General features: G+C 61.4%; 12 protein-coding genes. 7 read left to right on the top strand and 5 right to left on the bottom strand.

What is annotated here, in order from left to right:
* Positions 1 to 6 precede the first annotated feature (6 nt).
* The 4 genes from J2Z75_RS08120 to pyrC all read left to right on the top strand — a co-directional run bounded on the left by J2Z75_RS08120 (position 7) and on the right by pyrC (position 3,632).
* Complete coding sequence (locus J2Z75_RS08120; protein WP_209850232.1) at positions 7 to 1,065, top strand: ABC transporter permease; 1,059 nt, start codon at positions 7 to 9, stop codon at positions 1,063 to 1,065.
* Positions 1,065 to 1,838, top strand: coding sequence for an ATP-binding cassette domain-containing protein (locus tag J2Z75_RS08125; protein ID WP_234937212.1), 774 nt, complete (start codon positions 1,065 to 1,067; stop codon positions 1,836 to 1,838). Before J2Z75_RS08120 ends, J2Z75_RS08125 begins: the two co-directional genes overlap by 1 nt.
* A 2-nt stretch (positions 1,839 to 1,840) precedes the next feature.
* Complete coding sequence (locus tag J2Z75_RS08130; protein ID WP_407692750.1) at positions 1,841 to 2,470, top strand: nucleoside triphosphate hydrolase; 630 nt, start codon at positions 1,841 to 1,843, stop codon at positions 2,468 to 2,470.
* A 109-nt stretch (positions 2,471 to 2,579) separates the two neighbouring features.
* A complete protein-coding gene (pyrC, locus tag J2Z75_RS08135) occupies positions 2,580 to 3,632 on the top strand; it encodes a dihydroorotase (RefSeq protein WP_209850241.1) in 1,053 nt (350 codons plus the stop codon).
* 43 nt (positions 3,633 to 3,675) lie between these two features.
* On the opposite strand, the gene J2Z75_RS08140 is transcribed toward pyrC, so the two are convergent.
* The gene (locus tag J2Z75_RS08140; protein ID WP_209850244.1) at positions 3,676 to 4,146 is read right to left on the bottom strand and encodes a hypothetical protein; all 471 of its coding nucleotides are present in this window, start codon (positions 4,144 to 4,146) and stop codon (positions 3,676 to 3,678) included.
* 317 nt (positions 4,147 to 4,463) lie between these two features.
* Here J2Z75_RS08140 and J2Z75_RS08145 point away from each other — a divergent pair, with 317 nt between their 5' ends.
* Together J2Z75_RS08145 and J2Z75_RS08150 are read left to right on the top strand one after the other, a co-directional pair.
* Positions 4,464 to 5,162: an orotate phosphoribosyltransferase gene (locus tag J2Z75_RS08145; protein ID WP_209850247.1), complete on the top strand. Its 699-nt coding sequence runs from the start codon at positions 4,464 to 4,466 to the stop codon at positions 5,160 to 5,162.
* Between the two features lie 73 nt (positions 5,163 to 5,235).
* Positions 5,236 to 6,162 (top strand): carbohydrate kinase family protein, encoded by a 927-nt coding sequence (locus J2Z75_RS08150; protein WP_209850249.1) that lies wholly within the window; start codon positions 5,236 to 5,238, stop codon positions 6,160 to 6,162.
* Between the two features lie 44 nt (positions 6,163 to 6,206).
* Here the strand turns inward: J2Z75_RS08150 and J2Z75_RS08155 are convergent, their stop codons facing one another.
* From J2Z75_RS08155 to J2Z75_RS08170, 4 genes are all read right to left on the bottom strand, one after another.
* Positions 6,207 to 7,259, bottom strand: coding sequence for a glycosyltransferase family 4 protein (locus tag J2Z75_RS08155; RefSeq protein ID WP_209850252.1), 1,053 nt, complete (start codon positions 7,257 to 7,259; stop codon positions 6,207 to 6,209).
* A 218-nt stretch (positions 7,260 to 7,477) separates the two neighbouring features.
* Entirely contained in the window at positions 7,478 to 7,720 is a 243-nt protein-coding gene (locus tag J2Z75_RS08160; RefSeq protein ID WP_209850255.1) for a DUF6894 family protein, read from the bottom strand.
* A gap of 143 nt (positions 7,721 to 7,863) precedes the next feature.
* The gene (pgi, locus tag J2Z75_RS08165) at positions 7,864 to 9,489 is read right to left on the bottom strand and encodes a glucose-6-phosphate isomerase (RefSeq protein WP_209850259.1); all 1,626 of its coding nucleotides are present in this window, start codon (positions 9,487 to 9,489) and stop codon (positions 7,864 to 7,866) included.
* A 435-nt stretch (positions 9,490 to 9,924) separates the two neighbouring features.
* Positions 9,925 to 11,625, bottom strand: a complete 1,701-nt coding sequence (locus J2Z75_RS08170; protein ID WP_209850262.1) for a long-chain fatty acid--CoA ligase — start codon at positions 11,623 to 11,625, stop codon at positions 9,925 to 9,927.
* Positions 11,626 to 12,026: 401 nt separating this feature from the next.
* Here J2Z75_RS08170 and J2Z75_RS08175 point away from each other — a divergent pair, with 401 nt between their 5' ends.
* Complete coding sequence (locus J2Z75_RS08175) at positions 12,027 to 13,238, top strand: MFS transporter (RefSeq protein ID WP_209850264.1); 1,212 nt, start codon at positions 12,027 to 12,029, stop codon at positions 13,236 to 13,238.
* The last annotated feature ends 43 nt before the right edge of the window (positions 13,239 to 13,281 follow it).

The raw sequence follows: 13,281 nt of genomic DNA on the forward strand, positions 1-13,281 counted from the left end.
GTTGTCATGACAAGCGTCCAGGAATTCGAAAAAACACTGGATCAGAGCGACAAGTCGGTCGCTTCATTCGAAGATCGTTCGCCTCTGCGGCGCATTCAGCATTTTCTGCATTCGACACCGGCCGCCATTCCGGCGATCGTGCTGATCTTTTCCATCATCGTGTTCGGCGTCCTGAAGGGCGAGCGGTTCTTTACCGCGGGAACACTCACACTCATTCTCCAGCAGATCGCCGTCGTTGGTATTCTCGGCGCTGCCCAGACCCTCGTCATCCTGACTGCCGGTATCGATCTCTCTATCGGCGTTATCATGGTGATTTCGGCGGTTGTCATGGGCAATTGCGCCGTGACCTATGGCATGCCGGCGCCGCTTGCCGTGGCTGCCGGTTTCGTCACCGGAACACTCTGCGGTCTCTTGAACGGATTCCTCGTCTCCAGGATGAAGCTGCCGCCGTTCATCGTCACGCTGGGTACCTGGAACATCGTCATGGCGGCGAATTTCATCTATTCCGCCAATGCAACGATCCGGCGTGCCGACATCGAGACCGCAGCGCCCTTGCTCGGCTTCTTCGGCATCAGCCTCAAACTCGGCTCCGCAGTCTTTACGCTCGGTGTCATCATGATGGTCATTACGGTGATCGTACTCTGGTACGGGCTCAACCACACCGCCTGGGGCCGCCACGTCTATGCCGTCGGCGACGATCCTGAAGCAGCTGAATTGTCGGGTATCCGGGTCAAGAAAGTGCTGCTTGGCGTCTATGGCCTGGCCGGTGCAATCGCGGCGCTTGCCGCCTGGGTCTCGATCGGCCGCAACGGCTCGATCTCGCCGTCCTGGGCGGTCACGGACTACAATCTGCAGGCCATCACGGCGGCGGTCATCGGCGGCATCTCGCTGTTCGGCGGGCGGGGTTCGATCCTCGGCACGCTGTTCGGCGCTCTCATCGTCGGCGTGGTGTCGATGGGCCTCAACATGCTCGGCGCCGATCCGCAGTGGAAGGTACTCTTGACCGGTGTCCTCATCATCTCGGCCGTCGGTGTCGACCAGTGGATCAGAAAGGTAGCAGGCTGATGGAACCTCTTCTCACCGCACGCGGCATCGTCAAGCGCTACGGCCGCGTCACCGCCCTCGACCAGTCCGATTTCGACCTCTATCCCGGCGAAATCCTCGCCGTGATCGGCGACAACGGTGCCGGAAAGTCCTCGCTGATCAAGGCGATTTCCGGGGCGATCCATCCAGACGAAGGCGAAATTCGCCTGGAAGGTCAGGTCGTCAACTTCCGCTCGCCGCTTCAGGCGCGCGAAGCCGGGATCGAGACGGTCTATCAGAACCTGGCGCTGTCGCCGGCGCTGTCGATCGCCGACAACATGTTCCTCGGACGCGAGATCCGCAAATCCGGGCCGATGGGGTCGATCTTCCGCATGCTCGATCGGCCGAAGATGGCCAAGATCGCCCGCGACAAGCTCTCCGAGCTTGGCCTGATGACGATCCAGAACATCAACCAGGCGGTGGAAACCCTCTCGGGTGGCCAGCGCCAGGGCGTTGCCGTCGCGCGTGCCGCGGCGTTCGGTTCCAAGGTCATCATTCTGGATGAGCCGACCGCAGCGCTCGGCGTCAAGGAGAGCCGCAAGGTTCTCGAGCTGATCCTCGACGTTCGAAAACGCGGCCTGCCGATCGTGCTGATCTCGCACAACATGCCGCATGTGTTCGAGGTGGCGGACCGCATCCATATCCATCGTCTCGGAAAGCGCCTCTGCGTCATCAATCCGAAGGACTATACGATGTCGGACGCCGTCGCCTTCATGACCGGCGCCAAGGTGCCGCCAGAGGCCGCCGCCGCATGACCATGACGCTTGCCGCCATCGCGGACAGCATCGTTGAAAAGGCGGGACAATCCCAGCGCTTCATCGTCGCCATTGCCGGCCCTCCCGGGGCCGGCAAGTCGACGCTGGCCGATGCGCTTCAGGAAGAACTGACGCGGCGCGGTGAAAAATCCGCCGTCCTGCCGATGGACGGCTTTCATATGGACAACGGCATTCTGGAAGAGCGCGGCCTGCTGAAACGCAAGGGCGCGCCGGAAACCTTCGACGTCCGCGCCTTCATCGACATCGTTTCGGCGGTGCGCAAGGCCGACGAGGAGGTTCTCGTGCCGGTGTTCGACCGGTCCCGCGAAATCGCCATCGCCTCTGCCCGGGTTATTGCGCCCGAAACCCGTTTCATTCTTGCGGAAGGCAACTACCTGCTGCTGGACGAGGCACCCTGGTCGCGGCTCGACGGCATGTTCGACCTGTCGGTCTTCGTCGGTCCGTCCTACGAGGTTCTCGAGGAGCGGCTTAGGCAACGCTGGATCCACTACGGGCTGGATGCGGCCGGCATCGAATGGAAGCTCTACGGCAACGACCTGCCGAACGGCAAGCGGATCATCGACAATTCGCGGCCGGCGGACATCGCCATCGAGGTTTTCGAAACGGTTTGACACCGGCACTCGATCATTGTTTTCCGCAGTACAATGATGCTATCGGAGCCTTCGGCCAGCGCATGATCCGAACCCATGCGCGAGAAGATTGCGTCTGGAGATATCCGCCATGAGCCCACAGCCCGTCATCGAACTGACAATCCGCCGTCCCGACGACTGGCATCTGCATCTGCGCGACGGCGGTATGCTGAAGGGCGTGATCGGCGACACCAGCCGCCATTTCGCCCGCGCCATCATCATGCCCAATCTCGTGCCGCCGGTCGTCACCACGGCCGACGCAACGGCCTATCGCGAACGCATCATGGCCGCGCTGCCGAAGGGCGATCGTTTCGAGCCGCTGATGACGCTTTACCTCACCGAAGGCACGAACCCCGATGATGTCGAAGCCGGGCACAAAAGCGGCCTGATCAAGGCCGTCAAACTTTATCCGGCCGGCGCCACCACCAATTCGCATGGCGGCGTGCGCAACTTCGAAAATGCCATGCCGGTGCTGGAGCGCATGGCCAGGATCGGCCTGCCGCTCTGCGTCCACGGCGAGGTGACGACGCCGGAGGTGGATATCTTCGACCGCGAGGCCGTGTTCATCGAAACCGTGCTCGATCCCCTGCGTGCCCGCCTGCCGGAGCTGAAGGTGACTATGGAGCATGTCACCACCAAGGACGGCATCGACTATATCAAGGCCTCGGAGGGCAATCTTGCCGGGTCGATCACCACCCATCACCTGATCATCAACCGCAACGCCATCCTCGTCGGCGGCATCCGCCCGCACTATTATTGCCTGCCGGTCGCCAAGCGCGAGCTGCATCGTCTGGCCCTGCGCGGCGCCGCGACCTCGGGCGACGCCCGCTTCTTCCTGGGCACCGACAGTGCCCCGCATGTGGACCCCCTGAAGGAATGCGCCTGCGGCTGCGCCGGCATCTATACCTCGATCAACACGATGAGCTGCCTTGCCCATGTGTTCGAGCAGGAAAATGCGTTGGACAAGCTGGAAGCCTTCACATCGCTGAACGGTCCGGCCTGGTATGGCCTGCCGGTCAATGCAGAAACGATCACGCTGCGCAAGCAGGCGGAGGCGGTGACGTTTCCGGACAAGATCGAGACGGAGGCAGGTACCGTCACCGTGTTCGACCCGATGTTCCCGCTGCATTGGGCGGTTTCCTGAGAGCAGACGAAAGTCGCCGCCCCCAGGAACCCGTATCGAGAGATCAGGACGCCTTGAGCTTGGAATTGCAGATGCTGTAGTAGCCGCCGCCTTTCTTGATCCAGGTCAGGCCGTCGAGTGAATTGCTGGATTTGTCGGCCTTGTATTGATCAAGGCATGTATGCATGCGGGCTTTCCCGGCAGTTTCTGTCGAATATTTTGCATCGACCTTTTTCGGGAAAGCAACGCCCTTCGGCGCCTTCGCGGTGGTCGTGGCGGGCTCCGGCATATTGTCGGTATTGCTCGCGGTCGGTTCCTCGTCTGTGCTTATCGCTGCCGGTGTCGCGGCGGCGGCATTGGTTCCACATTGCGCTTTGCGAAAGTCATTCCACTTCATTCCATTGAGTGTTCCGGCCGTTTGCGCCGCTTTGTATTTGGCGCTGCATTCCGCCATGGTCGACGCGTGTGCGGCAGATGAAAAAGCAAAGGGTGCGAGTGAGAGTGCGACAAAGGTCGCGAGATTGAGAATCTTCATCGGATAACCTCATCAGACGAGGACATCAGGCGTTCAGCGACGCGTTGAACGTCCGCCTCAATCAGGGATATGTTTCCCGGTTTGTGACCGGATGATGGTCTGGAGCGCGCCGCCTGCGAGGGTTACCAAAATTTAATCTGGTGCGATTGCCGTTGCAGCTTCACGCTCGATTGGAAGCACTGCATCGCCCTCTGCCACAGGGGAATAGAGTCGATCGAGGCGGTAAACTCCTGCCGCCGCTCGTTCAACCTCTGGCGTTCCGAGGCCTGAACTGCTATGCGCGGGAGATACAAATTCGAGCCTTGAGGAGCCCGCCAATGATCCAGACATCCTTTCCCGAGAAGGCCGTCATGGCCGAACTCGTTGCCAAGATGCTCTGGGAAATCAAGGCGGTGCATTTCAGCGCCGACAAGCCCTACAAGCTGGCTTCGGGCATGGCGAGCCCGGTCTATATCGATTGCCGCAAGCTGATCTCCTATCCGCGCATCCGCTCAGTGGTGATGGATTTTGCCGCTGCCACCGTGCTGCGCGAAGCCGGTTTCGAGCAGTTCGACGTCATCGCCGGCGGCGAGACGGCGGGCATTCCCTTCGCCGCGATGCTGGCCGAGCGTCTGGCGCTGCCGATGATCTATGTCCGCAAGGCGCCGAAGGGCCATGGCCGCAACGCCCAGATCGAAGGGCATATGCCGGAAGGCGCGCGCGTTCTCGTCATCGAGGACCTGACGACGGCCGGCGGCTCGATGTTCAAATTCATCGACGCCATTCGCGCAGCCGGCGGCATTGTGGATCACGGCATAGCACTGTTCTACTACGACATCTTCCCGCAGGCTCGCGGAGAGATGCTGGACAAGGGCGTGACGCTCCTGAATATCGCCACCTGGCGTGACGTGCTTGATGTCGCCAAGGCGCAGAAATTGTTCGATGAAAAGACTCTTTTTGAAGTCGAAGCCTTTCTCAATGCGCCGCTCGAATGGTCCGGTCGCAACGGCGGCGTCAGTGAACTCGCCACGGCCTGAAAACAGCGCTGGAATTCTGGCGCCAGCTGGTTTAAATCGATTGAAATATTATCAGTGAGGGGAAGACGCCGCCATGATCATCTGCTGTGGGGAAGCCCTGATCGATATGCTGCCGCGCCAGACGACATCAGGCGAAACGGCTTTCGCCCCCTATGCCGGCGGCGCCATCTTCAACACCGCCATCGCGCTTGGGCGCCTCGGTATCCCGACCGGTTTTTTTACCGGCCTGTCCGACGATATGTTCGGTGACGTGCTGCGCGAAACGCTGAAATCCAGCAATGTCGATTTCGCCCCCTGCGCGACGCTGTCGCTCCACACCACGCTCGCCTTTGTCAAGCTGGTCAACGGCTCGGCGACCTATGCTTTCTTCGATGAGAACACCGCTGGCCGAATGATCACCAAGGACGACCTGCCGGCACTCGGTGATTTCTGCGAGGCGCTGCACTTCGGCGCCATCAGCCTGATCCCGGAACCGTGCGGATCGACTTACGAAGCGCTGATGACGCGCGAATATCAGAAGCGCGTGATTTCCTTCGACCCCAATATCCGCCCCGGTTTCATCAAGGACGCGGAAGCGCACAAGGCCCGCATGCTGCGCATGGCGGCGATGTCGGACATCGTCAAATTCTCCGACGAGGATCTGGACTGGTTCGGCGAGGAGGGTACGCATGAGGAGCTGGTGGCCAAGTGGCTCCAGCGCGGCCCGAAGCTCGTCGTCATCACCAAGGGCGCCGACGGTGCTGATGGCTATACGACGCGCGGCAAGGTTTCGGTCCCCGGCGAGAAGGTCACGGTGGTGGACACGGTCGGTGCCGGTGATACGTTCGACGCAGGCATTCTCGCCTCGCTGAAGATGAACAATCTGCTGACCAAGGAACAAGTCGCGACCTTGAGCGAAAGCGCAGTGCATGATGCGCTGGCGCTGGGTGCGAAGGCCGCCGCCGTTACGGTGTCGCGGGCAGGAGCCAACCCGCCCTGGAGCTATGAAATCGGGCTTTAGAGCGTTTGAAGATGAAGCGCTCCAATCTTTGCCGGCCTATTGCTTTATGCCGTGGACCTCAGCCTTTGCCTACCGCTGCGACCGGCAAAAGCGCTACGCGGCACGCCGGCAAGGTTTGAAAGAAACTGGCGGGCGCATTCGCTCCAGCTGAAGGTCAGCGCTTTTTGCCGCGCATCTTCCCGCGACAGCGACAGCGCATCGAGGGCTGCCTGCCGCAGGTCGCTGGAAAGCACACCGCCGCCATCGCCCAGAATGTCGTTCGGCGCCGTGACCGGAAAAGCGGCAACCGGACAGCCGCTGGCGAGCGCTTCCAGAATGACGTTGCCGAACGTATCGACCCGGCTCGGGAAGACGAAGACGTCAGCCGACGCATAGATTGCCGCAAGTTCCGTGCCCATGCGGCGCCCGAGGAAATGCACATCCGGGTACCGCTGACGCAACATGGCGAGATCGGGTCCGTCGCCGACGACAACCTTGCTGCCCGGCAGGTCGAGATCGAGGAATGCCGGGAGGTTCTTTTCCACGGCGACCCGCCCCACATTCAGGAAGATCGGGCGGGGGAGCGGCAGGGTCTGGCGGCGGGCCGGATCGAAGAGAACGGTATCGACGCCGCGTGTCCATCGCTTGATGTTGTGGAACCCCCGCGCGGCCATTTCCGTACCGAGCGACGCGGTCGCGACCATCATGCCATTGCCGGAATTGTGGAACTGGCGCAGCCACCAATAGCTCCAGTCCTCCGGAATGGGTAATCGCGCGCTGACGAATTCGGGAAAGCGCGTGTGGTAACTCGTCGTGAACGGCAATTGCCTGCGCAGGCAGATGCCGCGCGCCACAAGGCCGAGCGGCCCCTCCGTGGCGATATGGATATAGTCGGGTGCCAGGGCATCGATCTCGTTTCCCACCTGCCGCCGTGTCGGAAGCGCCAGCCGGATATCGGAGTAGAAGGGCAACGGGAAGGTCGCAAACCGCTCCGGCGTCAGGAAATTGATGGTGATCCCCTGTTCCTTCACCGATCGGGCAAGTTCGTCGAGCGTGCGCACGACACCGTTGACCTGTGGATGCCAGGCATCGGTGACAACGAGAACGGTCTTTTCCATAGTGGCCCCTGGACTCGGCTCCGCCAGATACGGCGAAGCATCGGCTGACAATCGAATCAACTGGCGGCTGCCAATATGGCCCTTTGATCATGATCGGATGACAGGCGGATGATTGGCCGTGTTGACGAGGGGCATGGCCGCTTCTCCTGAGGAGGGCCAAGCCCGGATGGGATGGCCGGTCTTGCAGTGCGGCGAAGGGTGAGGTGGAGCCTTGCTGCTTATCGCCCGACCAGCGCCATTTGCTCATATCCGCGCCCGGCCGACGCGGCCACAATCGCCAAGACCGAACCCTGGAGCGTGCGCACATGGACGGTCAGCGAGCGATAGTCTGCATCGCGGCCGATCCTGTCGGCAATCCTCTGGCCGTAGTAGATGGCGGACCCTACGTCGAAATGATCGACGCCATCCTCATCGACGACCTGCTCGTCGCCGAAATGCAAATCGAAGAAATAGTGTTCCACGCCGATGCCCCGGACCCTTGCGTCGCCGGAGATTTCCCCGGCTTGAGGACGCAATGCCGGGAATAGCGGATTGTGTCCGAATACAGGCTGAATTGCGTATTCAGCCTGTATTCATCCGTGTCCGACGCGCCAGTGCCGAAAGGTTATTTACCGGCCTTCAACAAGGCAGCAACCAGTCCAGCGGTCGAAGAATCATGTTCTTCGGCGCTTTCCTTGCCTTCCACGACCGGCAGCAATCCCGTCGCCAGTTCCTTGCCGAGCTCGACGCCCCACTGGTCGAAGGAATTGATGTTGAACAATGCGCCTTCGACGAAGACGCGATGCTCGTAGAGCGCGATCAGGCGGCCGAAGGTGAACGGGGTCATCTTGTCGTAGACGAAGGTCAGTGATGGGCGGTTGCCGGTAAAGACGCGGTGCGGCGCGATGCGCTCGATGAAATCCTTGTCGAGGCCCTTGGACGCCATCTGTGCTTTGGCTTCCGCGAGCGTGCGGCCCTTCATCAGCGCTTCCGACTGCGCCAGGCAATTGGCCATCAAGAGCTGGTGTTGATGGCGCAGCTTCGGTTCATGGCCGTTGGCGGCGATCATGAACTCGGCCGGGATGATGCTCGTGCCCTGGTGGATCAGCTGGTAGAAGGCGTGCTGGCCGTTGGTGCCGGGCTCGCCCCAGACAACCGGGCCGGAATTGCCCTCGACGGGCGTACCGTCAAGCGTCACGCCCTTGCCGTTCGATTCCATGTCGAGCTGCTGCAGATAGGCCGGAAAGCGCGACAGGCGCTGGTCGTAGGGCAGGATGGCGCGGGTCGCATAGCCAAGGACGTTGCGGTGGTAGTAGCCGAGAAGGCCGAGCAGCATCGGGATGTTTTCGCGCAGGGGGGCAGTGCGGAAATGGTTGTCGATGGCGTGCGCGCCGGCCAGGAATTCGCCGAAATTCTCCTTGCCGATCGCGATCATCAGCGGCAGGCCGATGGCCGACCAGATCGAGTAGCGGCCGCCGACCCAATCCCAGAAGCCGAAGATCCGGTCACTGTCGATGCCGAAGGCGGCGACCTTGTCGAGCGCGGTGGAGACTGCGCAGAAGTGATGGCCAACGGCCTTCTCGCCGAGCTTTTCAGCGATGAAAGCACGCGCTGTGGCGGCATTGGTCATCGTCTCGATGGTGGTGAAGGTCTTCGATGCGACAATGAACAGCGATGTTTCGGCATCGAGCAGCTTCAGCGTGTCGGCGATATGGGCGCCGTCGATGTTGGAGACGAAATGCAGGCGCGGGCCGTCATGGTCGGGCGCTAAGGCCAGCGTCGCCATCACCGGGCCGAGGTCGGAGCCGCCGATGCCGATATTGATGACGTCGGTGATCTTCTTGCCGGTGGCGCCCTTCAGCGCGCCGGAGCGGATGCCGTCGGAAAACACGCCCATGGCATCGAGTACCGCGTTGACATCGGGCATCACATCCTTGCCATCAACCAGCACCGGGGTGTTTGCCCGATTGCGCAGGGCCGTGTGCAGCACCGCGCGGCCTTCGGTGATGTTGATGATATCGCCGGCAAACATCGCGTCGCGCTTTTCCGTGACCTTGGCGGCCTTGGCGATTGCCTCCAGCCCATCCAGCACCTTGTCGTTGACGGCACATTTCGAATAGTCGAACAGCATGTCGTCGAACGTGACGCTATATTTGGCGAAGCGTTTGGGATCGCTCGCAAAAGCTGCCCGGATGTCGGTTGCGTTGGTGTCGGAAACGGTGGATTTCAGCTGGTCGACAAGCGCGCTCATGGCAGGGTTCCTTGCATCGCGGAGGGTTGCGATAGCTAGTCGCTTTGGCCCCAGCAAATCAAGGGCGTCTTCATCCGAAGGCTAAAAAAGCCGTTCTTTCCTATTTTCGGTCGGCAGTTGCCCATCATCTTACGGTTGCAAAATCCAAAGCTTGCAATAGTGAAAGCAGCGATGCCATGCCAGCTGGCGCATCCGGGCGGATGGGCTTCCCGGACTGTGGCAGGACACAGCCCTGTCCTTGAATGTGGAGGTGATCTATGTGGTTTCGACCATTTGGCATCACGCTTAGCCTAAGAAAAACCCGCGCGAGCTGGTCAATCGCCGTGCGGGTTAGCTTCTTAGCATAGCAAACGGTGGCTGGGGTTCGCGCTCCAGTCACCACTCCGCCAACATAAACGTTTCAACGGATTCTGACAAGACAAGCCGTCTACCCACCTATCCGCGCAGATCCTTGCGCAGGATCTTGCCGACGTTCGATTTCGGCAGTTCGGTGCGGAATTCCACGAATCTCGGCCGCTTGTAGTTGGTGAGGTTTGCTGCGCAATGTGCCTTGACCTCCGCTTCGGTGAGGTTCGGGTCTTTCTTGACGACGAACAGCTTCACCGCCTCGCCGGAATGCGCATCGGGCACGCCGATGGCCGCGCATTCGAGAATGCCGGCAAGGGTCATGGCCACTTCCTCGATCTCGTTGGGGAAGACGTTGAATCCGGAGACCAGGATCATGTCCTTCTTGCGGTCGACGATCTTGACCAGCCCCTGCGGGTTCATGAAGCCGATATCGCCCGAACGGAAGAAGCCGTCGGCGGAAATGGCCTTGGCGGTTTCGTCGGGCCGCTGCCAGTAACCGGCCATGACCTGGGGTCCGCGGATGCAGATCTCGCCGATATCGCCAAGCGGCAGCGTATTGCCGTCCTCATCACGAATCTCGACATCGGTCGAGGGCAGGGGCAGGCCGATCGTGCCGGTAAACTCGCCTTCGTCGAGCCGGTTGGCCGTGGCGACCGGGGATGTTTCCGACAGGCCATAGCCTTCCTTGATCGGCGAGCCCGTCATCGCTTCCCAGCGTTCGGCAACCGGGCGCTGCACCGCCATGCCACCGCCGAAGGTGAGTGCCAGGCTGGAGAAATCGAGCTTCTGGAACTCGGCGTTGTTCATCAGCGCATTGAACAAGGTGTTGAGGCCCGGGAAGATGTTGACCTTGTACCTGGCGATCTCCTTGACGAAGGCCGGGATATCGCGCGGGTTGGGGATCAGGATATTTTCCCCGCCGGTGCTCAGGCCCATCAGTGCGTTCACCGTCAGTGCGAAGATATGGTAGAGCGGCAGGGCGCAGAGAAAGACCAGATGATCCGGCCGCGTCCTGTGGGTGAAGGCCGTTTCGAGCCAGAGCCCCATCTGCGCCATGTTCGACAGAAGATTTGAATGGGTGAGCGTCGCACCCTTGGAAACGCCGGTCGTGCCGCCGGTATATTGCAGGAAGGCGACGTCACCGGGCTTCACGTCGACGGTCTTGAGGGGTGCCGCGGCCCCCTTTGAAAGGACGGCCTTGAAGGAGAGGTGCCCCGGCAGCGACCATGTGGGGACCAGCTTCTTCACCTTGCGCACGACGATATTGACGATCAGGCCCTTGAGGCCCAGAAGGTCGCCCATGGTCGCGACGACGATGTGTTTCAACTCGGTGCGCGCCGCCACCTGCTCGACGGTATGGGCGAAGTTTTCCAGCACGAAGATCGCCTTGGCGCCGGCATCCTTCAACTGGTGCTCGAGTTCGCGGGGTGTATAGAGCGGGTTGACGTTCACGACTGCGTAGCCGGCGCGCAGGATGCCGAAGACGATTACCGGGTTCTGCAGGATGTTCGGCATCATGACCGCGACGCGGTCGCCCTTGGCAAGGCCTGTCGATTGCAGCCAGGCGCCGATCTTCCTGCTCTGCGCATCGAGATCGCCGAAGGTCAGCGTCTTGCCCATGCAGGTGAAAGCGGCACGCGATGCGTATTTCTTGCAGGATTGCGCGAAGAGATCGCCGATCGAGTTGTAGGGCAGGGGAGAAATTTCAGCCGGCATTCCCGGCGGATAGGATTGGAGCCAGGGCTTGTCTGCCTGGGGTCCGGGCGTCTGTATCAATGTGTCCGGCATGTCTCTCTCCCTCATGCATCTGTCGCCGCGCCGCAAGCCAGATGCGCACCGTGTCTCCTTTTCCATGCGCAACCCTGTCCGAAGATGTCTCCGGCAAGCCCGTTGCACATGTGCGAAAAATCCCTCCAGATCGCTCGCCTGATCAAGATGAGGCTTTTGTTGCGCCCCATCAAGCACATTCCGGATTATATAACCTTGACGTAAACGTCAATAAGACACCTATCGTTTGCGGGTACATGGTCAGATTTCGCGGCAGGCCTTTGCAGCAATGTCTTTGCGAGCGGGCGCAAAAAAGGTATATTGCGGTGCAATAACGCCAAGGCTTTCCTCCCATTTTGTCCTGGTTTTCCATTTCAGAACCAAAATCCTTTGGGCCTACAAGGCTCCCGGCAGGTCTTTCCATGTCAGACGACACTCTTTCTTCCCTTCCGGCCGCCCGCTGGGGCGGTATGTCCAGCGCGGAACTGGCCCTGGCCGTCGGCGGCTTCGGCATCGGCACCGGCGAATTCGCCATCATGGGGCTGCTGCCGCAGGTGGCCGACGATCTCTCGGTTTCGGTTCCCTATGCCGGCCATGTCATCAGCGCCTATGCCATCGGCGTCGTTGTCGGCGCGCCGCTGATTGCGGTGCTCGCCGCGCGGTTTTCCCGCCACAATGTCCTGCTTGCCCTCATGAGTCTGTTTGCGCTTGGAAATCTTGCCAGTGCCGTTGCCGGCAGCTTCGGTCTGCTGGTTGCGGCCCGCTTTCTCGCCGGCCTGCCGCACGGCGCCTATTTCGGGGTTGCCGCCCTGGTTGCCGCCGGCATGGCGGCACCGCATCAGCGGGCGCGCGCCATCGGCCGGGTCATGATGGGCCTGACCGTTGCCACCCTGCTTGGGACGCCGCTTGCCGCCTGGTTCGGCCAGGCGCTCGGCTGGCGTGCCGCCTTCGCCATCGTCGGCGCCATCAGCTTGCTCACCATCGTGCTGACATGGTTCTATGTCCCGAAGGACCGCGCCAACCCGACCGCCTCGCCGCTGACGGAACTCGCCGCGCTCGGCAAATCCCAGGTCTGGCTGACGCTCGGCATCTGTGCCATCGGCTGCGGCGGCATGTTCGCGGTGTTCAGCTACATCACGCCGGCGCTGACCGAGGTTGCCGGCGTCTCGCTCGGCAGTGTCCCGATCATGCTCTCGGTGTTCGGCGCCGGCATGATCCTCGGCAATATCGTGGGTTCTCGCCTTGCCGACTGGTCGCTGATGCCGGCGATCGGCATTGCGCTCGTCTTCAACCTCGTCGCCTATGTGCTGTTCTACTTCACCATGACGACGCCGTGGATGGCCGTCGTCAACGTGCTGCTGATCGGCGGCGGGTTTGCCGTCGTGCCCGGCATCCAGATGCGGCTGATGGATGTGGCGGGCGAGGCCCAGACACTGGCGGCCGCGGCCAGCCATTCCGCCTTCAACCTTGCCAATGCGCTCGGCGCCTGGCTCGGCGGCCTGTCGATCGCGGCCGGCTACGGCTGGACATCGACCGGTCTGGTCGGCGCGATGATGTCGGTCGCCGGTATCGGCATCTTCCTGTCGTCGGTCTTTCTCGACCGCTCGAAAGCGGCGGTGACCAGCCGTCAATAGCTATTCGGGCGCGTTTTCGTCGCGCTGATCGCTGTTTCCTCCC

This window comes from Rhizobium herbae, from assembly GCF_017873135.1.
In the GTDB taxonomy this organism is placed as follows: Bacteria; Pseudomonadota; Alphaproteobacteria; order Rhizobiales; family Rhizobiaceae; genus Pararhizobium; species Pararhizobium herbae.

Bases quoted from the DNA above. Each gene is read 5' to 3' on its own strand.
- J2Z75_RS08120 (WP_209850232.1), top strand. From the start codon at position 7: ATGACAAGCGTCCAGGAATTCGAAAAAACACTGGATCAGAGCGACAAG.
- J2Z75_RS08125 (WP_234937212.1), top strand. From the start codon at position 1,065: ATGGAACCTCTTCTCACCGCACGCGGCATCGTCAAGCGCTACGGCCGC.
- J2Z75_RS08130 (WP_407692750.1), top strand. From the start codon at position 1,841: ATGACGCTTGCCGCCATCGCGGACAGCATCGTTGAAAAGGCGGGACAA.
- pyrC (WP_209850241.1), top strand. From the start codon at position 2,580: ATGAGCCCACAGCCCGTCATCGAACTGACAATCCGCCGTCCCGACGAC.
- J2Z75_RS08140 (WP_209850244.1), bottom strand. From the start codon at position 4,146: ATGAAGATTCTCAATCTCGCGACCTTTGTCGCACTCTCACTCGCACCC.
- J2Z75_RS08145 (WP_209850247.1), top strand. From the start codon at position 4,464: ATGATCCAGACATCCTTTCCCGAGAAGGCCGTCATGGCCGAACTCGTT.
- J2Z75_RS08150 (WP_209850249.1), top strand. From the start codon at position 5,236: ATGATCATCTGCTGTGGGGAAGCCCTGATCGATATGCTGCCGCGCCAG.
- J2Z75_RS08155 (WP_209850252.1), bottom strand. From the start codon at position 7,259: ATGGAAAAGACCGTTCTCGTTGTCACCGATGCCTGGCATCCACAGGTC.
- pgi (WP_209850259.1), bottom strand. From the start codon at position 9,489: ATGAGCGCGCTTGTCGACCAGCTGAAATCCACCGTTTCCGACACCAAC.
- J2Z75_RS08170 (WP_209850262.1), bottom strand. From the start codon at position 11,625: ATGCCGGACACATTGATACAGACGCCCGGACCCCAGGCAGACAAGCCC.
- J2Z75_RS08175 (WP_209850264.1), top strand. From the start codon at position 12,027: ATGTCAGACGACACTCTTTCTTCCCTTCCGGCCGCCCGCTGGGGCGGT.